The following is a 24,862-nucleotide window of genomic DNA, read 5'->3' as shown; positions in this document are numbered from 1 at the left end:
TGATATCGCCTCACCAGGGCCTCATCGGGGAAATCTATCCATAATTTACGGCTCCACCCGCAGAGCAAGAGTCACTTGCCATAGGGGGAGCCGCTCATCTCTCTTCCAATCCATTAAGTTTACTACTTAAAACAGGCCCAACACTTCCCGTCAAAATCATGCGGAATTCAGGCAAGTAGTGATGAATCGATAACTCAGAATAATTTTTCGGAAAGGTGATAACCCGTTCTGCTACCCAGCTCGGGTATCCATTATATGTGCCTACAAAAGCAACATTGATTGGAGTACTCTTATCGTTATTGATATTTTATGGATAATAATCAAAGAGCTAAGATGGCTACTAATTCTCTATCGAACGATATTCTCAGGGCCTGGCAACGGATCGAATTTTTCCAACCCTATACGCTTGAAAGAAAAGATAAAAGTTTGCTGATACCGCTTAAGCAGCTCCAGCATTTAGGCGACAACGCTCTCCCCTGGCTTTCCGCTGAGCTACGCCGGCAGCATGAGATCTCCCCAACGGCATCATTCACTTTGCATATTGGATTGTTTGAGAAAAGTCTCGCCAGCACAATTAGCCAAGATATATTTGGCCCGAATGACGGCAATGATGCGGAGGAGTGTGAGCAACGGCTGAATCAAGAAGGAACAACCTGTTTTGCTAAAGTGCAATTAAATCCAGAGGGGGTGCCCACACTGGATAAATTGTCAGTAAGTTCTCTTCCCTGGGCATTAGGTCATCTACGTAAGCAACGATTTCAGCAACTTGAATCCAGTATTTTCTCTGACGATTGTCAGCATCTTATCAATACTCTTCTCAATTTTCGCGCCACATTAAAGCCCATACGCGAAAAAGGTCTTGGCATCTTGCGAGCTGAAGATATTTTAAAACTATTAACGACACATTTAGTGACATGGGCCGACTTTGAGCCGCAATGGCAATACGCGGTGCAAATTGACTGGTTCAAAGGTAGCAATGACAGTCCTGAAATATCATTGGAAGAAGAGAGCGATGGTATTGAAGAAGAACTTAGTGAGAATGATAAAACATTAGCGCTCCCTATCTTAAATAGCTTCTTCTTTGAAGATATTGAAAATGCTATTGCTGCTATAAAACGCAAAGAACCCTGCAACCCCCTCAAGACTTACCTTTCTCGCAATATGCCACGAAATCCTGATCTGTATTCACAGGAGGGGCTTGAACTCATCATAAATAAATTACATCCAACGAGAATGCCGCAAGGCCGTTGGCCTTCTGAGCCTGGACATGCCATGTCGTTAATGCAGCAGTTTGCGATTAATACGGCAGTGGAAGAACTTTCTAAGGGGGGATTACTTTCAGTCAATGGGCCTCCAGGAACGGGGAAAACAACCTTACTGCGCGATTTAATCGCGCATAATATTGTTGAGCGTGCAAAGGTGCTATCAAGTTTTAACCAAGTGGATGACACACTGGATAATCAGGGTTTTATTAGGCCAGAACTTACCGGTTATGAAATGGTGATGGCATCTTCTAATAATGCCGCAGTGGAAAACATATCCAAAGAACTCCCACAGAAAAAATCGCTTGCAGAAGAGTTCCGCTCTCTTGACTATTTGGCACCTGTCGCCAATCAAATAGCGGCACAATCCCGTCCCAAGAAAGAGCATAAAAGAGATAAAAATGGCGAAGGAAAGGAGCGTGATTATTATCTCTTCCGCCCTCTGGAAGAAAAAAATCAGTGCTGGGGGATAATTTCGGCAGCGTTGGGGAAAAAAGCAAACCGTGAAAAATTCACACAACGATTATTCATTGACGAGCATTTTTTACGCGAAACGCTGGCTGAAACTTCTCGCCCAGCCGATGAAAATTTTCTCAGCCTGTGGCGCAACTGGAAGACCCAGCCAAATAAGGCGTCTTTTGCCGATGCGAAAAAGCATTTTATTGAGTGCCTGAAGCAAACAGAAGAACTGCAACAACAATTAGTACTGTATGCAAATATACTGGCAAAACAACCGGATAATTCCCTCGATACTTTATCAATAACGCGGTTACAAACCGAAAAGTTATGTGATGAGTATAGCGACGGACTAAAACAACTTGAGGCAGAACGAGATCTGCTAGAGAAGCGAGTCCATCATGCTTCACAGCAGCAAAAGATCATTGAAAATGATGCTCCGGGTTGGTTAACTCACTTAATAAATCGTAAACACGTACAAGCGTATCAGGAAGTATTACGTAAATCGCAATATCAATTAGTAACACTCACGGCATCACTCGTTAAGAATGCACAAGAGATTGCCGAACAACGTAAGCAGTTAAATGGGATCGAGATAAAAAAACGCAATATACAGCGAAACATAGCACTAATAACCCAACAGCAGGCTGATGAAGAGCTTGAACGGCTAAAACTACAACAGCGCTTTCCTGATATCACATTGCCTGATAGTGATAAGCGAATTGATGATTCAGCATTACAGCGCACCGCATTTTGGCAGAATGAACAGATAAACCGCCAGCGTTCTGTGCTATTTATAGCCGCGGTGAAACTGCACCAAGCGTGGTTTTATGAAGCTTTGGGAATCAATCGCTTTAGAAGCAATATCATGAATCTTGGTAACTTTCTAACCTCTCCCCATGCTGAAATCACGCCTTTGCGCTGGTGGCAGATACTATTTATGCTGGTTCCCGTAGTGTCGACCACCTTTGCCTCCGTTGGCCGCATGTTCCATGGTGTTAAAAGCGAAGAACTTGGCTGGTTAATGATTGACGAAGCAGGTCAGGCATCTCCACAGCAGGCTGTCGGTGCTATCTGGCGCGCCAAGCGGGTATTAGTCGTTGGAGACCCCTTACAGATCGAACCGGTATTTACGACTTCACCAGCACTGGTTAGGCATTTATGTCAGAACATCTTGCATGAGCATGCCGAAGACTGGAATCCGGGAAAACTTTCAATTCAGCAGGTTGCCGATCGTGTAAACCATTGGGGGTGTGAACTAAATGTCATGAACCATCAGGTTTGGATCGGCATACCTTTGTGGGTTCATCGCCGTTGCATTGAGCCAATGTTTAGTTTGGCAAACAAAATGGCCTACGATAATCGGATGATTCATGGGCTTAGTGATGACAAAATTTGCAGCCAACGGGTGAACGGAGCAGTTGAAAATCACTGGTTAGCTTCAGTTGGCGGCTTGGGTGAAAAACAGTACCGCGATAGCCACGGAAAAAGCTTGCTAAAGCTATTAGATAGACTGCTATCGGAAAATGTAGCGATCCAAACTATTTACATTATCACGCCGTTTAAAGCCGTTAAAACGGCACTTTTAGATCTGCTGGAACAACGCGATTTAAAAGTTTGGCAGCACTACTCTCCACTGATAAAACGCAAAGAAATCAAAGAATGGCAAAAGAATTGTGTCGGCACTGTGCATACTTTTCAGGGGAAAGAGAACGATATTGTTATTTTTGTTCTGGGATGTGATGAGCAAGATGCTGGTGGCGCAAAATGGGCATCAAGCAAACCCAACCTATTGAATGTCGCCCTTACCCGAGCGAAGAAACACATTTTTGTGATTGGTGATCCAAAGGTATGGCAGCAACTTCCCTGGTTTGGTGAGGTCGCGAGGGCATTACCGATAAATAGGTTGATGTAGGATAATTCAGATTGATGTGGCTCAACCGTAAAGTTTACCCAAATTAATGAGCGGCGAGCTCGCCGCGTAAATCAAGGAGTGATGATGAATCGAGCCCAAGCCCAACAACTATTACAAACAGCCTTGGCAAACCCCACAGCCGAATTTCGAGATGGCCAGTGGGAAGCCATTGATGCGCTGGTCAATCAGCGGCAGAAACTGCTGGTGGTGCAGCGCACCGGTTGGGGTAAAAGCTCGGTTTATTTTATCAGCACCAAGATTTTTCGCGATCAGGGTATGGGGCCTACCATTATTGTGTCACCTTTGTTGGCACTGATGCGCAACCAGATTGAATCGGCCCAACACTTAGGTATTGTGGCCGAAACCATGAACTCTGCTAATGCCGCAGATTGGCAGACGGTCACTCAGCGCATTCTCAATAATCAAATCGACTGTTTGCTCATTTCCCCAGAGCGGCTGGCAAATGACACCTTTATTGCCACGGTGCTGCAGCCTATTGCGAACCGAATAGCCTTAATGGTGATTGATGAAGCACACTGTATTTCTGACTGGGGCCACGATTTCCGCCCTGATTACCGTCGTATCGTCAATATCCTGCGTCAATTACCCGCCAATACGCCGGTGCTGGGTACCACTGCTACAGCTAATAACCGGGTTATTGACGATATTCACACCCAGCTTGGCGATATTCAGATTCACCGCGGCCCATTGATTCGCCAAAGCCTTGCCCTGCAAACAATGTTACTACCCGATCAGGCCTCACGTTTGGCGTGGTTAGCGCAGGTGATTCCTACCTTACCGGGCACCGGTATTGTCTATACCTTAACAGTGCGTGACGCGGAGCAAGTCGCGAACTGGTTGAGCGATAACGGTATTGATGCCAAGGCTTACCACGGCAGTGTCGAAGCCGACGGCTTTGAGAACAGCAATACCTACCGTCAGCATCTGGAAGAGCGGTTACTTAACAACCAACTTAAGGTTCTGGTAGCAACCGCCGCCCTGGGTATGGGGTATGACAAACCGGATTTAAGTTTTGTGATTCACTATCAGGCACCTGGTTCTATCGTGGCTTACTACCAGCAAGTTGGGCGAGCCGGGCGCGGTATTAATCATGCTGTGGGCGTATTGATGTCGGGCGTAGAAGATAAAAATATTCATGATTTTTTCCGTAATTCGGCTTTTCCGTCAGAGGCGCAGGTCAACGAAATTTTGCAGGTACTGGAAAACAGTGATGGCTTGTCACTGCGTAATATCGAAGAGCAAACTAACTTACGCTATGGCCAGATTGAGAAAGTGCTTAAGTTACTCAGTGTGGAAAACCCTGCACCGGTCATTAAAGATGGAAACCGTTGGGTCAGAACGCCAGTCCGTTACCAAATGGATCATGTCCGTATTGCACATTTGACCGGACAGCGGGTTCAGGAATGGCAAGAAGTTCTGGCATATCTGGCTGATACCAGCTGCAAGATGACTTTTCTGCGCTGTGCTTTGGATGATCTTGACCCAACGCCTTGTGGTAAATGCGCGTCTTGTCTTGGTCAGCCGATTATCGAGCAAATTATTGATCCGGCTCTGGCACATCGTGCAGGTACTTTCCTCAAACATGCAGAAATGACCATCTCCCCCAACATACAGGTCGCAGCCAATACTTTCTTGGAGTATGGCTTTCGAGGCAATCTGCCACAGAATCTTCGAGCACAGGAAGGCCGTGTATTGTCGCGCTGGGGAGATGCCGGTTGGGGGCGCACAGTTGCCGATAATAAACATACAGGTCGCTTTAGTGATGAATTGGTGGAAGCCATGGCCGAGATGATTCAGCAGCGTTGGCATCCCCATCCAGCACCACAATGGGTATGCTGCGTACCCTCACGTAAACATCCTGAATTAGTTTCCGATTTTGCGCGTCGCCTGGCGGCACGTTTGGGGCTACCTTTTGTCGATGCCGTCAGTAAAGTTAAAAATAATCAGCCACAAAATAGCCAACAAAATCGTTTTCACCAATGCCGAAATCTGGATGGCGCCTTTGCTATTAACCCGCCCCTACCTAACGCCCCAGTGTTATTGGTGGATGATGTTGTGGGTTCGGGCTGGACGCTGACTGTCATAGCAGCACTATTACAACAAGCAGGTAGTGGTATGGTATATCCTGTGGCACTTGCTTCATCTTCGGTAAAAGAGTCATGAATGCATCCGGTTTATTGTCAAAAACAGCCCAAGCAACCTTGCTGCTTACCAGCTACTTTTCTAACGCGAGCAGCGAAAATGCAAAACCGCTGACTAACGCGGAATGGGGGCGGTTTGCCTTGTGGTTGAAAGAAAAATCAACGACGCCAGCTGATTTGTTGGTGGCCGATCCTCAAACCTTACTGAATGGTTGGCACGATACACGTATTAGTACGGAGCGAATCATAGAGCTGTTGAATCGAGGACATAGTCTCGCGTTCGCCATGGAGAAATGGCAGCGAGCGGGTCTATGGGTGGTGACCCGCTCAGATCCGGAATACCCATGGCGATTAAAGCAACGACTCAAAACAGATTCGCCGCCCGTTTTATTTGGCTGTGGTAATAAAGCGTTGCTGAATGCGGGAGGGTTAGCTGTTGTTGGCTCTCGCAATGCCAATGATGCAGATCTCAATTTTACCGATCAAGTGGGGGTTAAAGCTGCGACAGAAAGTGTAGCCATTGTCTCGGGTGCTGCTCGCGGGGTAGATGAAACCGCAATGTTGGGGGCAATGAGGCAAGGCGGTACTGTCATTGGGGTCATGGCAGATAGCCTGTTAAAAGCGGCCACCAGTGCCAAGTGGCGCAAAGGCCTGATGGATAACCATGTGGTATTAGTATCGCCTTTCTACCCTGAAGCCAGTTTTTACGTGGGTAATGCTATGGCTCGCAATAAATATATCTATTGCCTGGCAGACAGTGCTTTGGTCATTCATGCTGGCAGGAAGGGTGGCACACTGAGTGGTGCAGAGGAAAATCTGAAAAAAGGCTGGGTTCCCCTGTGGATTAAGCCAACAACCGACCAGGATTCGGCCAATGCTGATTTGGTGGTTAAGGGAGGGCGCTGGTGTGAGGCTGATAGTCATAGCCTAACAATTTCCGACTTACTGAAAAACACTAGCAACCTGGCAATGCAGTTGAAAGTAGAGCCACTCACTCTCTTTTCATTACCTGCGCAGCCTGAATTGTTTGCAAAATCAGAAGTCAAGTTAGCAACAGCGGTTTGTAAAACCGAACAAAGTGGTTCGGTTATTAAAGAAACAACAGATAATACACCGCCTTCAAAAAACCGTGCTGAGGTTGAAAAGTCAACGGTGAATTCTATCGATTTTTATCAGCTATTCACTACTGAACTTCAGCGATTGGCAAAATCGCCAGCCACAGTTGATGAGCTTATCGAGAGCACTGGACTCCATAAAACACAGTTGAATGACTGGCTGAAGCGTGCTGAAGAAAATGGTGTGGTGAAAAAACTTAGTCACCCGGTACGTTATCAAGTACAGGAGAAGCAATAGAAAAATTTATACATGGCTGACCTGCTCCCCGTTGATTAACACACTCCGATGTTAGTAATGTCTTCATCAGCAACGTGAAGACATCCCATGAAGAAGCGTTTTTCCGACCAACAGCTCATCAGTGTTCTCCGCGCAGCTGAGGCCAGGATTTCGGCCCGTGAGCTCTACTCACTGACACAGATTCGTAAAGCCTTGCCGCTAGCAAGAAGCTCTTATCAAACGTACAATCAAAACCCTAAAATAGCCCTTTCCAAAAAAGAATTGCTTTTAACAGGACTCATTGTGAATAAACAACAGCTTGCGGCAAAAATCTGGGAATCTGCCAACCAGATGCGCTCTAAAATTGAAGCCAACGAATACAAAGATTACATACTCGGCTTTATCTTCTACAAGTACCTAAGCGACCAGCTGGTGCAGTTTGTCACCAGACAGGGTATGACGCCCGAAGATATCAAAGCCCTCAATGAAGAAGACGCCGACACCGTTAAATACGTGCAAGACAACCTGGGCTACTTTATTGCCTACGATAATCTGTTTTCTACCTGGGTTGATTCCACATCCGACTTTGATGAATCTAACGTACGTGATGCGCTCTCAGCCTTTAGCCGTTTGATTTCGCCAACTTACAAAAAACTGTTTGAAGGCATTTTTACCACCTTAGAAACCGGTTTAAGCAAACTGGGTGAAAGTGCTGGCAAACGCACCAAAGCCATCAGCGACTTACTGCACCTGATCAAAAGCATCCCCATGAATGGTAATCAAGGGTATGACGTACTGGGCTACATTTACGAATACCTGCTTGAGAAATTTGCCGCCAATGCAGGTAAAAAAGCCGGTGAGTTTTACACGCCTCATGAAGTCTCAGTACTCATGTCAAACATCATCGCCCACGAGTTAAAACACAAAGATACCATCAAAATTTACGACCCCACTTCCGGCTCGGGTTCGTTGCTGATCAATATCGGTGAGGCATTCGAGAAATACGCTAAAAACAAAGACAGCATCACCTATTTCGCCCAAGAGTTAAAAGCCAATACCTACAACCTAACCCGTATGAACCTCATCATGCGCGGTATCAAAGCCAGCAACATTAAAACCCGTAATGGCGACACCCTGGAAGAAGATTGGCCATATTTTGATGACAGTGACCCACTAGGATCATATTACGCGTTGCATGTCGATGCCGTGGTGTCCAACCCGCCTTACTCACAAAACTGGGATCCCAGCTTTAAAGACAGCGATCCGCGCTATTCACGTTTTGGCCTGGCACCTAAAACCAAAGCCGATTTTGCTTTTTTGCTGCACGACCTCTACCACCTAAAACCCGATGGCATTATGGCTATCGTACTGCCCCATGGGGTCTTGTTCCGTGGCGGTGAAGAAGGTCAAATTCGCAAGCAACTTATTGAGCAGAATCATATTGATACTGTTATCGGTTTACCAGCTAATATCTTTTTTGGCACCGGCATTCCCACGGTGATTTTGATACTCAAGCAAAAACGCCAAAACACCGATGTATTGGTGATCGATGCCTCCAAACACTTTATGAAAGAAGGCAAAAACAACAAACTGCAAGCCAGTGATATCAAACGCATTACTGATGCGGTGATTAACCGCGAAAGTATCGACAAGTTCTCGCAACTGGTGAGCAAACAAACCCTGCGCGACAACGGCTACAATCTCAACATACCGCGCTATGTGGACTCCTCTGCAGCAACACCAAGCTGGGATTTACACGCCACCATGCTCGGCGGCATCCCCAACAGCGAAATTGCCGAGCTACACAATTTCTGGCAAGCCTTCCCGCAATTGCACGATACTCTGTTTACGCCAAAATCCGCCGCCTACAGTGAGCTGGCTATTGCCAAACAAGACGTCAACGCCAGTATTAGTGGGCACCCGCAAGTGCTAGAGTTTATCAGCGCCTACAACCAAGCTTTTAATGGCTTTGATGACTACCTAAACATCCAGTTAATACAAAACTGGCACAGCGTAAAGCGTAACCAACAAGAGGCGGTATTAAGTGCCGAGCTATTTACCCGCTTAGCTCCCATTGCCCTCATCGACAAATACCAAGCCTATCAATTTCTGAACAACCAATGGCAACTCATCAGCGCCGATTTAGAAATGATGCAAACCGAAGGCTTTGCCGCCGCCAAACAAGTTGACCCCAACATTGTTATAAAGAAAAAAAACGGCCAGGACACTGAAGTACAAGATGGCTGGAAAGGCCACATATTGCCGTTTGATTTAGTGCAACAAACGTACTTAAGTGATGACTTACAAGCCCTGGCAGCTCAAGAAACCCGCCTGGCAGAAATCGCCAGCATGCTGGAAGAAATTTTAGAATCGCTAACCGAAGAAGAAAAAGAACAAGATACGGTCAAAGAAAGCCAAGACGGCTTTGCCAATACCGAAGTCGGTAAGGCAGCCAAAGTCTTCTTGAAAGAGCAAAAAGATACCAAAACTAAATTTGCCGAAGACAGCTATGAAGCCAAAATTATTCGCGCGAACAAATTAATCGATGAAGAAAAAACCCTGAAAAAAACGGTCAAAGATGCCGCCACTGCCCTGCACTTAAAAACCAAAATAACTATCGAAGCATTAACTGATGCACAAGTGAACAACCTGCTGCGCCTTAAATGGATTGCGCCATTAAGCACCGAACTCGCCGCCATGCCAAACACAGTGATTAGCCAACTTACCAGCCAAGTGCAAGCCCTTGCCGATAAATACGCCGTCACTTACTCGCAAGTGGCCAATGAGATAAAAAACACCGAGCAAGAACTGGCACAGATGATGAGCCAGCTCACCGGTAATGAATTTGATATGCAGGGCTTGAATGAGCTCACCCGCTTATTGAAGGGCGAATAAGATGAGTATTGATAGCAGGGTGCCAGAGATTCGGTTTAAGGGGTTTAGTGAGGAGTGGGAAAACCTAACTTTGGGTGATCTTGGTTCTGTCGCCATGAATAAAAGAATTTTTAAGCATCAAACGACCATAACCGGTGACGTTCCATTCTTTAAAATAGGTACTTTTGGAAAGCAACCTGATGCTTTTATTAATAAAGCTCTATTTGATGAATATAAAGCAAAATACCCATATCCAGTTGCGGGAGACCTTCTACTGTCAGCTTCTGGAAGTATTGGTCGCGTTGTTGAATACAAAGGGGAAGATCAATACTTTCAGGACTCAAATATTGTTTGGCTAAAACATGATGGAAAGATAGACAATGCTTTCTTAAAGGTTTTTTATTCTATGGTTAAATGGGGTGGGCTAGAAGGCAGCACTATCAAACGACTCTACAACAAAAACATTTTAGACACCGAAATTAGTACACCTGAAAGACAAGAACAAAACGTCATCGGCAACTACTTCCAAAAACTCGATAGCCTAATCAACCAACACCAACAAAAGCATGACAAGCTCAGCAACATTAAAAAAGCCATACTGGAAAAAATGTTCCCCAAACAAGGTGAAACCATCCCAGAGATTCGCTTTAAAGGGTTTAGTGGGGGGTGGGAGGAAAAAAACGTTGATCAGCTTGGTGAGATTATAACGGGTTCTACACCATCGACACAGAACTCAAATAATTATTCTAATGATGGAATACCTTGGGTTACACCAACTGATATTTCGAGAAACGTTACATTTAATACAGCGAAGAAGTTATCACAAACAGGCTGTAAAGTAGCTCGCATAGTCCCAAAAGATACAATTTTGGTTACATGTATTGCCAGCATAGGAAAAAATACAATTCTAGGAACCCAAGGTAGTTTTAACCAGCAAATAAATGGCGTTGTTCCAAATGAAAAAGAGAATGATCCATATTTTCTATTTTCTGCAAGCATATTGTGGTCAGAAAAATTAAAGCGTTCTGCTGCTTCTGGAACCATGCAAATTGTAAATAAAACTGAGTTTTCTGAATTAAAAACCCGTGTACCAAAAAAAGAAGAACAAACCGCCATCGGCAACTATTTCCAAAAGCTCGACGCATTAATCAACCAACACCAACAGCAAATCGCCAAATTAAATAACATCAAGCAGGCCTGCTTGAGCAAAATGTTTATATAGGGAGTGTTCATGACCACCTTTAAAACCGAAGCGCAATTTGAGCAGGCCTTTATTGAAGTACTGACCCATAAGGGCTGGGAAACAGAGATACTCAAAAATAAAACCGAAGCGGATTTACTGCAAAATTGGGCGTCCATTTTATTTGAAAACAATCGCCAGCGGGATCGCTTAAACGATGTGCCGTTAACCGATACGGAAATGCAGCAGATTATTGAGCAAATCAAAGAGCTTAAAACCCCGCTCAAGCTCAACGGTTTAATTAACGGTAAAACCGTGGCCATTAAGCGCGATAACCCAGCCGATACCTTGCATATGGGTAAAGAAGTCAGCTTAAAAATATACGACCGCCAGGAAATCGCTGCAGGCCAAAGCCGTTACCAAATTGTGCAGCAACCCAAATTTGAACGCGGCAGCCCTTTGCGCAATGATCGCCGTGGCGATGTGCTATTACTGATTAACGGTATGCCGGTTATCCATGTCGAGCTAAAGCGCAGCGGCATTCCGGTTAGCCAGGCAGTAAATCAAATTGAAAAGTACAGTAAAGAGGGTGTATTTAGCGGCCTATTTTCGCTTATCCAAGTGTTTGTGGCCATGGAGCCCAACGAGGCCAAATACTTTGCCAACCCCGGGCTAGACGGCAAATTTAATACCGACTATCAATTTAACTGGGCCGATTTTAATAACGAACCCATGAACCACTGGAAAGACATCGCCTCTACCTTGCTTTCTATCCCTATGGCACACCAGTTGATTGGCTTTTATACCGTCGCCGACGATACCGACGGCGTGCTTAAGGTGATGCGCAGTTATCAGTATTACGCCGCCAATGCGATATCTGACAAAGTGGCCAAAACTAACTGGCAGCAACTGGGTAGTGCGGCCAATAACCCTGACCGCCTCGGGGGCTATGTGTGGCATACCACCGGTTCGGGTAAAACCATGACCAGCTTTAAATCGGCACAATTGATTGCACAATCAAAAGATGCCGATAAAGTGATTTTTTTAATGGACAGGATTGAGCTGGGCACCCAGTCGCTCGCGGAATACCGCAATTTTGCTGGCGATGGCGAAGACGTACAAGCCACCGAAAATACTCATGTACTCATTACCAAATTAAAAAGCACCGCTCCCGCCGATACGTTAATTGTTAGCTCTATTCAAAAAATGAGTAATATTTTTGAAGAAGTTGATGATGAGGGAACAGCAACAAATTCGACCGACATAGAAAAAATCCGCGCTAAGCGCTTGGTGTTTATTATCGATGAGGCGCACCGTTCTACCTTTGGCGACATGCTGATTATTATTAAACGTACCTTTCCGCGCGCCTTGTTTTTTGGCTTTACCGGCACACCGATTCAAGAAGAAAACGAAAAAAACGGCAATACCACCAGTACTGTATTTGGCAACGAGCTACACCGCTACAGCATTGCCGACGGTATTCGCGACGGCAATGTTTTGGGCTTTGACCCTTACAAAGTCTGTACCTTTAAAGATAAAGATCTACGCCAGGCCGTCGCCCTTGAACAGGCTAAGGCCGATTCGGTTGCAGATGCAATGTCTACGGCTGCCAAAAAGAAAAAATTTAATTATTTTATGAATGATGTGCCAATGGCTGGCCATAAAGATGCAACAGGTAAGTATGTCAAAGGCATAGAAGATTATGTGCCAAAAGAGCAATATCTCACTGAAGCCCATCAAGAAAAAGTAGTAGAAGATATTCTGGCAGAGTGGGATGTGCTCAGCCAGGCCAATAAGTTTCACGCTATTTTGGCCACTAGCAGCATTGCCGAAGCCATTGACTATTACCGCCGTTTAAAAGCCGCCAAACCTGAACTTAAAGTATCGGCCCTATTTGACCCAAATATTGATAACGACGGCAGCAGCGACCGTGGCCCCACCTTTAAAGGCGATGGCCTGGACGAAATTATGGCCGACTATAACGCACGTTATGGCCAGGATTTTGATTTTGCCCGCCATGCAGCCTTTAAAAAAGATTTAGCGGCACGCCTTGCCCATAAAAAGCCTTACGAGCGCATCCATACCGAGCCTTCAAAGCAATTAGATTTACTGATTGTTGTAGATCAAATGCTCACTGGCTTTGACTCTAAATGGCTCAATACCTTGTATTTAGACAAGGTGATTAAATACCAAAATATTATTCAAGCGTTCTCGCGTACCAATCGCTTGTTTAGCCCCGACAAACCCCACGGCATCATCCGTTATTATCGTTATCCACACACCATGGAGCAGTACATTAACGATGCGGTAAAACTCTATTCCGGCGACAGACCTATCGGCTTATTTGTTGATAGGTTAGAAAGCAACCTTAAAGCCATAAATGAATTAGTGGCGGACATTACCGAGCTATTCGTCAGTGCGGGTGTTGAGAACTTTGAAAAACTGCCAGACGATATAGAAACCTGCGCCCAATTCGCCAAATTATTTAACACCTTTAGCCAACACCTGGAAGCAGCTAAAGTACAAGGTTTTCATTGGGAACAGTCGATCTATTCCTTTACTGAAAATGATGTAGAACATGAGGTAACGCTGGCCATAGACGAACAAACTTACCTGAGCCTGGTTCTGCGCTATAAAGAGTTGGTAGGCAAAAGTGATGGCGGTGGCGCTGGTGGCGGTGATGTGCCTTTTGATATCAGTGGTTATTTAACTGAAATAGATACCGGCAAAATCGATGCCGACTATATGAACAGCCGCTTTGATAAATTTTTAAAAGAGCTGAACCAACACCAAGACCCTGCGAGCATTGAAACCACATTAAATGAGCTGCATAAGTCGTTTGCATCGCTCACCCAAAGCGAGCAAAAGTACGCCAAGCTCTTTTTGCACGACTTGCAACGCGGCGATGCGCAGTTAATTGAAGGCCATACTTTTAGAGACTACATCAACACCTACAAAGATAACGCTGAAAATGCGCAATTAAACGCCGTTGTTAATGCTCTTGGTTTAGATAAAGAACGGCTCATAGCATTAATGGCTGATAGTGTTAATGACAAAAATCTCAACGACTTTGGTCGCTTCGACGCATTAAAAGATTCGGTAGATAAAGAAAAAGCCAAGGTCTATTTTGAAAAAAAAGACGGTGTAACCCTACCTCTATTTAAGCTGAATATTCGCATTGATCAGTTTTTAAAACAGTTTATTTTGGCACAAACGGATGATTTCTTAAGTGACAGAGATGTTGTTGGTGATGTGATGGACGTCCCTCCCTCAGCGTAAGTCCTGCCACACTTATGCTAAGTGTTCTTTTTTTCAGAGGTGAACTCGATAAAAGTTATTGGTATCGAACTGGCTAAATCTGTCTTTCAGATCTGTGTAAGTATCCCACTTACCTATACACCCTAAATGGGGAAAGAGAGCAAACCCGCGTCATGACTGGGCTGAGAGCACAGAGCCAAAAACCAGGTGGGGGAACAAGTGGGGATCAGTTAAGTGGGGGAAATGTGGGGGAACGATTATCGAAAAGACTGACTGAAAAATATGTTTCCAAGAGCAATTCAAATGCTACATAGATAATTATCTACTTGTTTATTTAATCGATATTAATGGGTTATCCATAGCCGTCATAACGCTACATAAAAAAACATCTCAATAAGTCCCCTATTGGATTCACTTCCTGGCAATATCATAAGCTTTTTCATCTTCCCGTTTACCAACAGCAACGATCCAAATCACAATCTCCTCATCGATAACTTGGTAAATCAGCCGAAAGCCAGATGCGCGTAATTTTATTTTGAAACAACCAGCCAGATCACCGTGCAAACGTGCTGACTCAATATAGGGATTTTCTTGTAATTTTCTTAGTTTCTTTTTAAATTGCTCTCGGATAGTTTTATCTAGTTTGTACCATTCTTTTAATGCCCGTTCGTCAAAGTCGATATTAAAGGTCATCAATATTTACTCTGATACGCTTTGCAGGATTTTTCAAACGTTCACGGACAACAGCTAAAATATCAGCATCCTCATCTTGATTACTGACCATGACAGATACTTCTGAAAAAGGCAGCTTTTCGTTCTCTGCAACATAACGTAGGAACAGGCGTAGTGCCTCAGAAGGCGAAAGATTCAGTTTTTCAAACGCCTGATATGCACTTTTCTTCAGTTCATCATCCACACGAATTTGGATAGTACTCATTTTAAAAACCTCCTGTAATGACATTTATAATGCCGTATAGCGCATTACAAATGTAGTGCAATAGATGAGGCTACACCCAATATTGTTCATACTTATTACTCGGGCGATACCCGTGTGTTAACACATAATAGTGAACACCACACCTGTAACGCCTTTATAAGCATTAATATATTATCATTCCAGAGAATCTCTGGCGCATATTTGGGGGTCACAAATTTTCCGAACCGAGCTGACCCCCATTTTGACCCCTAGTAATGATGGCTGCTAATGGACGTAGAAATACCAGAATGGAGACGCGGCAAAAATCACCAGAATGTTAGATGCTGTTTTATATAGACTTTTACGGAAGATAATGGACTTTGCTGAACGGCAGGCAAAAAAAAAGCCACCTTGCGGTGACTTGATTTACATACTAATGGTGCCGAAGGCCGGAATCGAACCGGCATGCCTCGCGGCGGTTGATTTTGAATCAACTGCGTCTACCGATTTCGCCACTTCGGCACTGAAGTAGTATGCGGAGAACGAGGTGAATTATACCTACCCGAAGTCCGCATGCAACTGTTATCCCACCAAGTTTAGTCTAAGTGTTGAAAAAACCGCCATCAACGCCGTTTTAGCAGCAAATAAACACTGATTAGGAGGAAAAGTATACTCGGTAACAGTGCGCCGATGACCGGTGGGATGTTGTAAACCAAGCTAAGCGGGCCAAAAATCTGATCCAACACGTAGAAAACAAAACCAAAGAAGATACCGGTAACTACCCGAACCCCCATTGGTACACTGCGTAATGGGCCAAAAATGAATGACAACGCCATCAACATCATTACGGCAACAGAGAATGGCGCAAATATCTTGCCCCACATATTCAATTCATACCGGCTCGACTCCTGCCCGCTTTGCCGCAGATATTTGCTGTAATCGTGCAACCCGCTAATAGAGAGCGAATCTGGGTTCATGGCAACCACACCCAACTTCTCTGGCGTCAGGTTGGTCTTCCATTCACCGGTTAGTGTCTGCGAGCCAGTCACCTTATTTGGATTGCTTAAATCAGACTCATCAACCTGCGATAAACGCCATAGGTTGTCTTCAAAAGTTGCGGTGGCAGCATAGCGAACCGAGAGCAAGCGATCTTGTTGATCGAAATGATAAATATTCACCCCGGTCAGTTCTTTATCACCCGATACACGCTGGATATAAATAAAGTCAGAGCCGTCTTTTGCCCATAGCCCAGATTGCGTTGACAACAACGAACCGCCATACATTTGCTGCGCACGGAAGTTGCGCGCCATCTGCTCGCCTTGCGGCGCAACCCACTCACCGATGGCCATGGTCAGCAACACAAGCGGAATAGCTGTTTTCATCACCGAGGCGGCAATTTGCATGCGGGTAAAGCCCGAAGCCTGCATTACCACCAGTTCACTGCGTGTAGCCAATGTACCCAGCCCCAGCAATGCACCCAGCAGCGCTGCCATCGGGAAGAAGATCTCGATATCTTTAGGAATGCTGAGCAAGGTGTACATGCCAGCAGATGCTGCTGAGTAATCGCCCTGCCCGACTTTACGTAACTGATCGACAAACTTGATAATGCCGGACAGCGATACCAGCATGAATAGCGTCATCAGGATGGTATTGAGGATAGTCCGTCCGATATAACGGTCTAATACACCAAACATCAGGCAGCACCTCTCAATCGAGCACGTAACTTACGAGCCGGCAGGCCATCCCACAGGTTCAATATCACCGCAAGAGCCAGATAAGCACCATTTACAGCCCACATCCAGATCGAGGGGTCCAGCTTGCCACTACTTGCGTTAGAGCGCAGGGAGCTTTGTAACAGGAAGAAAATTAAATACAGTAACATAGCTGGCAACATACTCAGTACACGGCCCTGGCGCGGGTTAACCACACTGAGGGGCACCACCAGCAGCGCCATGACGATAACCGACACAATCAGCGTTAGACGCCAATGAAACTCAGCGCGGGCATCGGGCTGATGCGAACGCCACAGCTGTTTCATGGTCATTTGGTCAGCCGCATTATTATTTTGTTGGACTTCCTGATGACCAATAATGGCCTGATAATCGACAAAATCAGTAATACGGAAGTCGCGCAACAATGCGGTGCCTTCATAGCGGGTACCTTTATTTAAGATAACCACTTGCGAACCATCAGGCCGTTCGGTCATGTAGCCACTGTCAGCGACAACAACGGAGGGGCGCTGATTACCGTTTGGCCGCAATTGTGCCAGAAATACACGGTTAAACTCTTTGCCCGTCACATTACCGATAAATAAGGCTGAATTGCCATCAGTTGAGGATTTAAACTGCCCACCAGCCAACGCGGCCAGGCTAGGGTTGGCTCTGGCATCGTTCAGCACTTCGTCTTGATGTTTAGAAGACCAAGGGCCAAGCCAAATAGTGTTGACCGCCGCCAGCGCAGAAGTGACCAGCGCCAGGATCAATGCAGCCATAATCAAGGATTTCTTGCCCATGCCGCAGGCATGCATCACGGTGATTTCACTCTCCGTGTACAATTTACCTAGCGTCATCAATAAGCCAAGGAATAAGCTTAACGGCAGGATAAGTTGTGCCATTTCCGGCACACCGAGCCCTAAAAGGGATAAAACCAGGTTTGTCGGGATTTCACCATCGACCGCAGCGCCTAATATCCGTACTAACTTCTGACTAAAGAAGATTAATAGCAGGATGAACAGAATCGCAATTTGGCTCTTAAGTGTTTCCCGTACCAGATATCTAATGATGATCACGCTAATACGCCTGTGAAAACTTGTCTTTTTGCAGGAAAATCGATAGTTTCATCGTTAATCCGCCATTTATTCTCATCATATGGCAACCTTCACAGCTAAAATAGTATTACAGCATCTAGCGTTTAGGTGTCCTATAGGAACATGCTTATAGTCGCCAAAACAAAACAACTTATGCCGTTAAGGTTAACACACGTCGTTAACACAACGGAGAGAGATCGTTGCGGAGCGCTACATTCTAGCGGTAGCTCCCGCCTTTGTCTTTAAGATTCAGGAGAGTGCATGGAGTTCAGTGTAAAGAGCGGCAGCCCGGAAAAACAGCGCAGTGCCTGTATTGTAGTCGGCGTTTTCGAACCTCGTCGTCTATCTCCCATTGCCGAACAACTCGACAAAATTAGTGATGGCTACATCAGCGCTTTATTGCGCCGTGGTGAACTTGAAGGCAAAGTCGGGCAGACGCTGTTACTGCACCATGTGCCGAATATTCTCTCCGAGCGCATCTTGTTAATTGGCTGTGGCAAAGAGCGTGAGCTTGATGAGCGCCAGTACAAGCAAGTGATCCAGAAGACCATCAATACCCTTAATGACACCGGATCAATGGAAGCTGTTTGTTTCCTGACCGAGCTGCATGTTAAAGGCCGCAATACTTACTGGAAAGTGCGCCAGGCAGTAGAAACAGCGAAAGAGACGCTTTATACCTTCGATCAGCTTAAAAGTAATAAAACCGAGCCGCGTCGCCCATTACGCAAGATGGTATTCAATGTACCCACTCGCCGCGAACTGACCAGCGGTGAGCGCGCAATTCAGCATGGTCTGGCGGTAGCATCCGGTATTAAAGCGGCGAAAGACTTGGGCAATATGCCGCCAAATATTTGTAATGCCGCCTATCTGGCTTCGCAAGCACGCCAGTTAGCCGATGCATTCAGCACCAATATAATCACTCGCGTGATTGGTGAGCAGCAAATGAAAGAGTTGGGAATGCACTCCTATCTTGCTGTAGGCCATGGTTCGCAGAATGAATCATTGATGTCGGTGATAGAATATAAGGGTAATCCAAACCCGGACGCTAAGCCAATTGTGCTGGTGGGCAAAGGCTTGACCTTCGATTCTGGTGGTATTTCCATCAAGCCAGCCGAAGGCATGGATGAGATGAAATACGACATGTGTGGCGCTGCAACTGTCTATGGCGTTATGCGTGTCGTGGCCGAGCTTCAATTGCCATTGAATGTGATTGGTGTATTGGCGGGCTGTGAAAATATGCCAGGTGGCCGCGCTTATCGCCCAGGCGATATCCTCACTACCATGTCTGGTCAGACAGTTGAAGTGCTCAATACTGATGCTGAAGGCCGTCTGGTGTTGTGCGATGCATTGACCTATGTTGAGCGTTTCGAGCCAGAAGTGGTGATTGATATCGCGACCCTAACAGGGGCGTGTGTTGTGGCATTAGGCCATCACATCACCGGTTTGATGTCGAATCACAATCCATTAGCTCACGAGCTTATCGGGGCATCCGAACAAGCGGGTGACCGTGCATGGCGTTTGCCACTGGGTGATGAGTTCTACGAGCAACTGGATTCCAATTTTGCCGACATGGCAAATATTGGTGGCCGTGCGGGCGGTGCGATTACCGCCGGTTGCTTCCTGTCACGCTTTACTCGCAAATACAGCTGGGCGCATTTGGATATCGCGGGTACGGCATGGCGTTCAGGTAAGAACAAAGGCGCAACTGGCCGTCCAGTCGCGTTGTTATCCCAGTTCTTGCTTAACCGCGCAGGGTTAAACGGCGACGATTAATCGTTTTGATGTATTCCATTTGATATACACCCAAAGTAATTGAAGTTGCAGGTAGGCAGCCAGCGAACTCATCCCGATGAGCTTATTCAAGTAGGTCAACTACAAGTAAGTGATTCGGGTGGGTGAGTGAACGCAGTGAACACCCCTGCGGCTTCAAGTACGAAGGGTGAGAGAATTTATGAAAAACGCCACCTTTTATCTGCTCGAACACGACACGCCCGCTGGTGAGCTGCGCGCTCATGAGGCGTTGGCCTGCGAAATTGCGGCTGAGCGTTGGCGGGCAGGCAAACGGGTACTGATCGCCTGTGAAAGTCAGGAGCAGGCCCAGCGGCTGGATGAAGCGCTATGGCAACGGGCACCAGAGCAATTTGTTCCCCATAATTTGGCGGGTGAAGGGCCAAAGTATGGCGCACCAGTCGAACTGGCTTGGCCGGAACGACGTGGAAATTCCCCCCGCGACCTGCTTATCAGCCTGCTACCAGAGTTCGCAGGTTTTGCCACCGCTTTCCATGAAGTGGTAGACTTCGTTCCTTACGAAGAAAATTTGAAACAGTTGGCGCGCGACCGATATAAGTCTTATCGCAGCGTCGGCTTCCACTTGACCACGGCAACGCCGCCAACTAATTGAACTAAAAAAGAAAATGGAAAACACACCTTCTAATACCGACAAAACTGAGCCGTCCCTCGATAAAACATACAGCCCGCAAGAAATCGAACAGCCGCTGTATGAACACTGGGAAAAACAGGGTTATTTCAAGCCGAACGGCGATACCAGTAAAGAAAGCTACTGCATCATGATCCCGCCGCCGAACGTCACCGGTAGCCTGCACATGGGCCATGCGTTTCAACAAACCATCATGGATACCTTGATTCGTTATCAACGTATGCAGGGCAAAAATACCTTGTGGCAAGCCGGGACTGACCATGCCGGTATCGCGACCCAAATGGTGGTTGAGCGCAAGATCGCCGCAGAAGAAGGCAAAACTCGCCACGATTACGGCCGTGACGCATTTATCGATAAAATCTGGCAATGGAAAGGCGAATCTGGCGGCACCATTACTCGCCAAATGCGCCGTCTGGGTAACTCCGTGGATTGGGAACGTGAGCGTTTCACCATGGACGATGGCCTATCCAATGCGGTTAAAGAAGTGTTTGTACGTCTGCACAAGGAAGACTTAATTTACCGTGGCAAGCGCCTGGTCAACTGGGATCCAAAACTGCGCACGGCTATCTCTGATCTGGAAGTCGAAAACCGCGAATCGAAAGGCTCCATGTGGCATCTGCGTTATCCGCTGGCCGATGGTGCTAAAACTGCGGATGGCAAAGACTATCTGGTCGTCGCCACCACGCGTCCGGAAACCGTATTGGGTGATACCGGCGTGGCAGTAAACCCGGAAGATCCGCGGTATAAAGATCTGATCGGCAAAGAAGTGATCCTGCCGCTGGTTGGTCGCCGTATTCCGATCCTCGGTGACGAGCATGCCGACATGGAAAAAGGCACCGGTTGTGTGAAAATCACGCCAGCGCACGATTTTAATGACTATGAAGTTGGTAAACGCCACGCCCTGCCGATGATCAACATTCTGACTTTCGACGGTGATATCCGTACCGAAGCGGAAGTATTTGATACCAATGGCGAAGCGACTGATGCGTGCAGCGGTGCAATTCCAGAACAGTTCCAAGGTTTGGAGCGTTTTGCTGCCCGTAAAGCTGTAGTGGCTGAATTCGATAAACTTGGCCTGCTGGAAGAAGTCAAAGCCCACGACCTGACTGTGCCTTATGGCGACCGTGGCGGCGTAGTTATCGAGCCGATGCTGACTGACCAATGGTATGTTCGCACCGCTCCGCTGGCTAAAGTGGCAATCGAAGCTGTCGAAAACGGCGAGATCCAATTCGTACCGAAGCAGTACGAAAATATGTATTACTCGTGGATGCGCGATATCCAAGACTGGTGTATCTCCCGTCAGTTGTGGTGGGGCCACCGCATTCCAGCCTGGTATGACGAGCAGGGTAAAGTGTATGTGGGCCGTGATGAGGCTGAAGTACGCCGTGAAAACAACCTGGGTGCTGATGTTGCATTGCGCCAGGATGAAGACGTGCTGGATACCTGGTTCTCCTCTGGCCTGTGGACTTTCTCCACTCTGGGCTGGCCTGAGCAAACCGAAGCACTGAAAACCTTCCACCCGACCAGTGTTGTGGTCAGTGGCTTTGATATTATTTTCTTCTGGATTGCCCGCATGATCATGCTGACCATGCACTTTATGAAAGATGAAAATGGTAAGCCGCAGGTGCCATTTAAAACCGTCTACATGACCGGTCTTATCCGTGATGACGAAGGGCAGAAAATGTCCAAGTCGAAAGGTAACGTGATTGATCCACTGGATATGGTTGATGGTATCTCGCTGGAAGAATTGCTGGAAAAACGTACTGGCAACATGATGCAGCCGCAGCTGGCGGAGAAAATCCGTAAGCGCACCGAGAAGCAGTTCCCGAACGGTATTGAACCGCACGGTACAGATGCTCTGCGCTTTACGTTGGCAGCTCTGGCCTCTACCGGCCGTGATATCAACTGGGACATGAAGCGCCTGGAAGGATATCGCAACTTCTGTAATAAGCTGTGGAACGCCAGCCGTTTCGTGCTGATGAACACCGAAGGGCAGGATTGCGGGCAGAATGGCGGCGAAATGGTACTGTCACTGGCTGACCGCTGGATTCTGGCTGAATTCAATCAGACCATCAAAGCCTACCGCGAAGCGATGGACACTTACCGCTTCGATTTGGCCGCTAATATTCTGTATGAGTTTACCTGGAACCAGTTCTGTGACTGGTATCTGGAACTGGCCAAGCCGGTGATGAACAGCGGTTCTGAAGCGGAACTGCGCGGGACGCGTCATACTCTGATTGAAGTTCTGGAAGCCCTGCTGCGTCTGGCACACCCAATCATTCCTTACATCACAGAAACCATCTGGCAGCGAGTCAAAACCCTGAAAGGTATTACTGCGGACACCATTATGTTGCAGCCTTTCCCGGAATATGATGCCAGCCAGGTTGATGAGAAAGCACTGAGTGATCTGGAATGGATCAAACAAACCATTATTGCGGTGCGTAATATCCGTGCAGAAATGAACATCGCACCGGGTAAACCACTGGAAGTGATGCTGCGTGGAGCCAATGCTGAAGCTCAGCGCCGCGTACTGGAAAACCAGAGTTTCATCCAGTCACTGGCGCGATTGTCCTCTCTCACCCTGTTACCTGAAGGTGATAAAGGCCCGGTATCTGTGACCAAGTTGGTTGAAGGTGCGGAAGTACTGATCCCAATGGCTGGTCTGATTGATAAAGCTACCGAACTGGAAAGGCTGGCAAAAGAAGTGGCTAAGCTGGAAGCTGAAATTGAGCGTATCGAAGGCAAGTTGAGTAATGAAGGTTTTGTGGCGCGTGCGCCAGAAGCCGTGGTTGCCAAAGAGCGCGAAAGAATGGCAGCCTGTGCTGAAGCCAAGCAGAAGTTAATTGAGCAACAGGCAACTATCGCCGCACTGTAATTAACCTGAGATTCAACAGCAAAATAGAAACAGCGGACTATTTAGGTAGCCGCTGTTTTTTTATCATTGCAGCCTGACATCATTCAGTGGTATTACAGATTATTACTAAGTTATTACCTTTAGGTTTAAAGAGTATGACCACAGCCACACCTATCCGCCTGCTGGTACGCCCTATCACCGTAGCAGACAACCTCGCTATCGCTAATGTCATTCGGGAAGTTTCGGCTGAATTCGGCCTGACTGCCGATAAAGGCTATACCGTGTCTGATCCCAATTTGGATCACTTATATGAGCTGTACAGCCAGCCACGTAGCGCTTACTGGGTAATTGAAGTCGACGGAAATATTGCGGGCGGCGGTGGCGTGGCACCTTTGTCGGGTGGTGAAGCGTCTCTGTGTGAATTGCAGAAAATGTATTTCCTGCCGATATTGCGTGGTAAAGGGTTGGCTAAGCAGTTGGCGTTACAAGCGCTGGAGTTTGCCCGTCAACAGGGCTTCAACCGCTGTTATCTGGAAACCACGGCTAGTTTGACCAGTGCCGTAGGCTTATATGAAAGATTAGGTTTTGAGCATATCAATGGCCCAATGGGAAATACCGGTCATGTGGATTGCGAAGTGACTATGCTGAAAACATTATGATTATTCAGAGTGCATTGCATCCTGAGGTTATTGACAGCACTTTTATAGTGCTGTGAGTGAAGGGTTGACCGCACCTCAGGGCGCTCCGGTCGCTTACACGACTACGACCCCAACGGCACGATTCCCCTTCATCTGCAGTCTGAGGGCGCCTCAAGCGCCCTGATAGTATTAGCAAACAATCTACAGCTTCAAGTACGAAGAGGAATCTAGTGGCGCTTACCGTCGTCGTCTTCGTCCACTAACTCTTCGTCGTCGAACTCGCCGTCTTCATCATCTTCTGCGTTAGGATCTTCATAGTAAGTGCCCCAACCGTCATAATTCACGCCACAGTTTTCAGCCAGTGCAATCAGCTGTTCAACCTGCGCATCAATAATTTCAGCATTCAGCGCAACTTCGCTGATCACATCACAACACATCACCACTGAGCCATCTTCGACTTCCAGCTCTTCAGCATCTGTCACTTCATAACCCAGCTTGAATGCTTCAACAGCAGCCTTTTCCAGCACTTCGAATTTCTCGGCTGAAAGGTGGTGTTCAATAGTGTAGAGCGCATCCGGATCGCTGCCATCATCCAGAAGTTCTTCGATGATCAGGCGGGTCTCGTCACGTTGTTCGTCTAGCATTTCGCGGTTTGCCATGCCTTTATCCTCAGTCAATGGGCTTAGTATGGCGCTATTTTCCCACACCCACGCTGTTGCCTCCACTACAAACGAGAAAGATTTATTGATTGGGGTTGTAATTGAATATTTAT

The 24,862-nt window shown here is 46.7% G+C and carries 15 protein-coding genes and 1 tRNA gene; 10 read left to right on the top strand and 6 right to left on the bottom strand.

Going from position 1 to position 24,862, the window contains the following annotated elements; translation table 11 throughout:
- Nucleotides 1-333 precede the first annotated feature (333 nt).
- The 6 genes from QSV56_RS12850 (at nt 334) to QSV56_RS12825 (ending at nt 14,460) form a co-directional block, all read left to right on the top strand.
- Nucleotides 334-3,633 (top strand): ATP-binding protein, encoded by a 3,300-nt coding sequence (locus QSV56_RS12850; protein ID WP_050161957.1) that lies wholly within the window; start codon nt 334-336, stop codon nt 3,631-3,633.
- Between the two features lie 84 nt (nt 3,634-3,717).
- Nucleotides 3,718-5,817 (top strand): RecQ family ATP-dependent DNA helicase, encoded by a 2,100-nt coding sequence (locus QSV56_RS12845; protein WP_301212614.1) that lies wholly within the window; start codon nt 3,718-3,720, stop codon nt 5,815-5,817.
- On the top strand, nt 5,814-7,148 hold the full coding sequence (locus QSV56_RS12840) for a DNA-processing protein DprA (RefSeq protein ID WP_050161959.1): 1,335 nt from the start codon (nt 5,814-5,816) through the stop codon (nt 7,146-7,148). Before QSV56_RS12845 ends, QSV56_RS12840 begins: the two co-directional genes overlap by 4 nt.
- A gap of 282 nt (nt 7,149-7,430) precedes the next feature.
- On the top strand, nt 7,431-10,022 hold the full coding sequence (locus QSV56_RS12835; protein WP_301212611.1) for a type I restriction-modification system subunit M: 2,592 nt from the start codon (nt 7,431-7,433) through the stop codon (nt 10,020-10,022).
- Between the two features lies 1 nt (nt 10,023).
- Nucleotides 10,024-11,223: a restriction endonuclease subunit S gene (locus tag QSV56_RS12830; RefSeq protein ID WP_301212609.1), complete on the top strand. Its 1,200-nt coding sequence runs from the start codon at nt 10,024-10,026 to the stop codon at nt 11,221-11,223.
- Between the two features lie 9 nt (nt 11,224-11,232).
- Entirely contained in the window at nt 11,233-14,460 is a 3,228-nt protein-coding gene (locus tag QSV56_RS12825) for a type I restriction endonuclease subunit R (protein ID WP_301212607.1), read from the top strand.
- Between the two features lie 390 nt (nt 14,461-14,850).
- On the opposite strand, the gene QSV56_RS12820 is transcribed toward QSV56_RS12825, so the two are convergent.
- The 5 genes from QSV56_RS12820 to lptF all read right to left on the bottom strand — a co-directional run bounded on the left by QSV56_RS12820 (nt 14,851) and on the right by lptF (nt 18,143).
- Entirely contained in the window at nt 14,851-15,132 is a 282-nt protein-coding gene (locus QSV56_RS12820; RefSeq protein WP_221865726.1) for a type II toxin-antitoxin system RelE/ParE family toxin, read from the bottom strand.
- Nucleotides 15,122-15,376, bottom strand: a complete 255-nt coding sequence (locus tag QSV56_RS12815) for a type II toxin-antitoxin system RelB/DinJ family antitoxin (RefSeq protein WP_172654243.1) — start codon at nt 15,374-15,376, stop codon at nt 15,122-15,124. Before QSV56_RS12815 ends, QSV56_RS12820 begins: the two co-directional genes overlap by 11 nt.
- A 416-nt stretch (nt 15,377-15,792) precedes the next feature.
- Nucleotides 15,793-15,877 (bottom strand) — tRNA-Leu (locus tag QSV56_RS12810).
- Nucleotides 15,878-15,978: 101 nt separating this feature from the next.
- Nucleotides 15,979-17,049, bottom strand: a complete 1,071-nt coding sequence (gene lptG / locus QSV56_RS12805; RefSeq protein WP_019084212.1) for an LPS export ABC transporter permease LptG — start codon at nt 17,047-17,049, stop codon at nt 15,979-15,981.
- Nucleotides 17,049-18,143 (bottom strand): LPS export ABC transporter permease LptF, encoded by a 1,095-nt coding sequence (gene lptF, locus QSV56_RS12800; RefSeq protein WP_005166255.1) that lies wholly within the window; start codon nt 18,141-18,143, stop codon nt 17,049-17,051. The genes lptG and lptF overlap by 1 nt, the downstream gene beginning before the upstream one ends.
- A gap of 279 nt (nt 18,144-18,422) precedes the next feature.
- Here lptF and pepA point away from each other — a divergent pair, with 279 nt between their 5' ends.
- The 4 genes from pepA to QSV56_RS12780 all read left to right on the top strand — a co-directional run bounded on the left by pepA (nt 18,423) and on the right by QSV56_RS12780 (nt 24,111).
- The gene (gene pepA, locus QSV56_RS12795) at nt 18,423-19,934 is read left to right on the top strand and encodes a leucyl aminopeptidase (RefSeq protein WP_005175279.1); all 1,512 of its coding nucleotides are present in this window, start codon (nt 18,423-18,425) and stop codon (nt 19,932-19,934) included.
- A 178-nt stretch (nt 19,935-20,112) separates the two neighbouring features.
- Complete coding sequence (locus QSV56_RS12790; protein ID WP_002209309.1) at nt 20,113-20,562, top strand: DNA polymerase III subunit chi; 450 nt, start codon at nt 20,113-20,115, stop codon at nt 20,560-20,562.
- A 13-nt stretch (nt 20,563-20,575) separates the two neighbouring features.
- Nucleotides 20,576-23,473, top strand: coding sequence for a valine--tRNA ligase (locus QSV56_RS12785; protein ID WP_050157176.1), 2,898 nt, complete (start codon nt 20,576-20,578; stop codon nt 23,471-23,473).
- 134 nt (nt 23,474-23,607) lie between these two features.
- Entirely contained in the window at nt 23,608-24,111 is a 504-nt protein-coding gene (locus QSV56_RS12780) for a GNAT family N-acetyltransferase (protein WP_019080645.1), read from the top strand.
- Nucleotides 24,112-24,317: 206 nt separating this feature from the next.
- On the opposite strand, the gene rraB is transcribed toward QSV56_RS12780, so the two are convergent.
- Nucleotides 24,318-24,749: a ribonuclease E inhibitor RraB gene (gene rraB / locus QSV56_RS12775; RefSeq protein ID WP_026018335.1), complete on the bottom strand. Its 432-nt coding sequence runs from the start codon at nt 24,747-24,749 to the stop codon at nt 24,318-24,320.
- Nucleotides 24,750-24,862: the final 113 nt, after the last annotated feature.

Origin of the sequence: Yersinia sp. 22-579 (assembly GCF_030433455.1) — a bacterium.
GTDB lineage: Bacteria > Pseudomonadota > Gammaproteobacteria > Enterobacterales > Enterobacteriaceae > Yersinia > Yersinia enterocolitica.
Note: the sequence above shows the minus strand (reverse complement) of the source record. Positions and strands in the feature narration are given on the sequence as shown.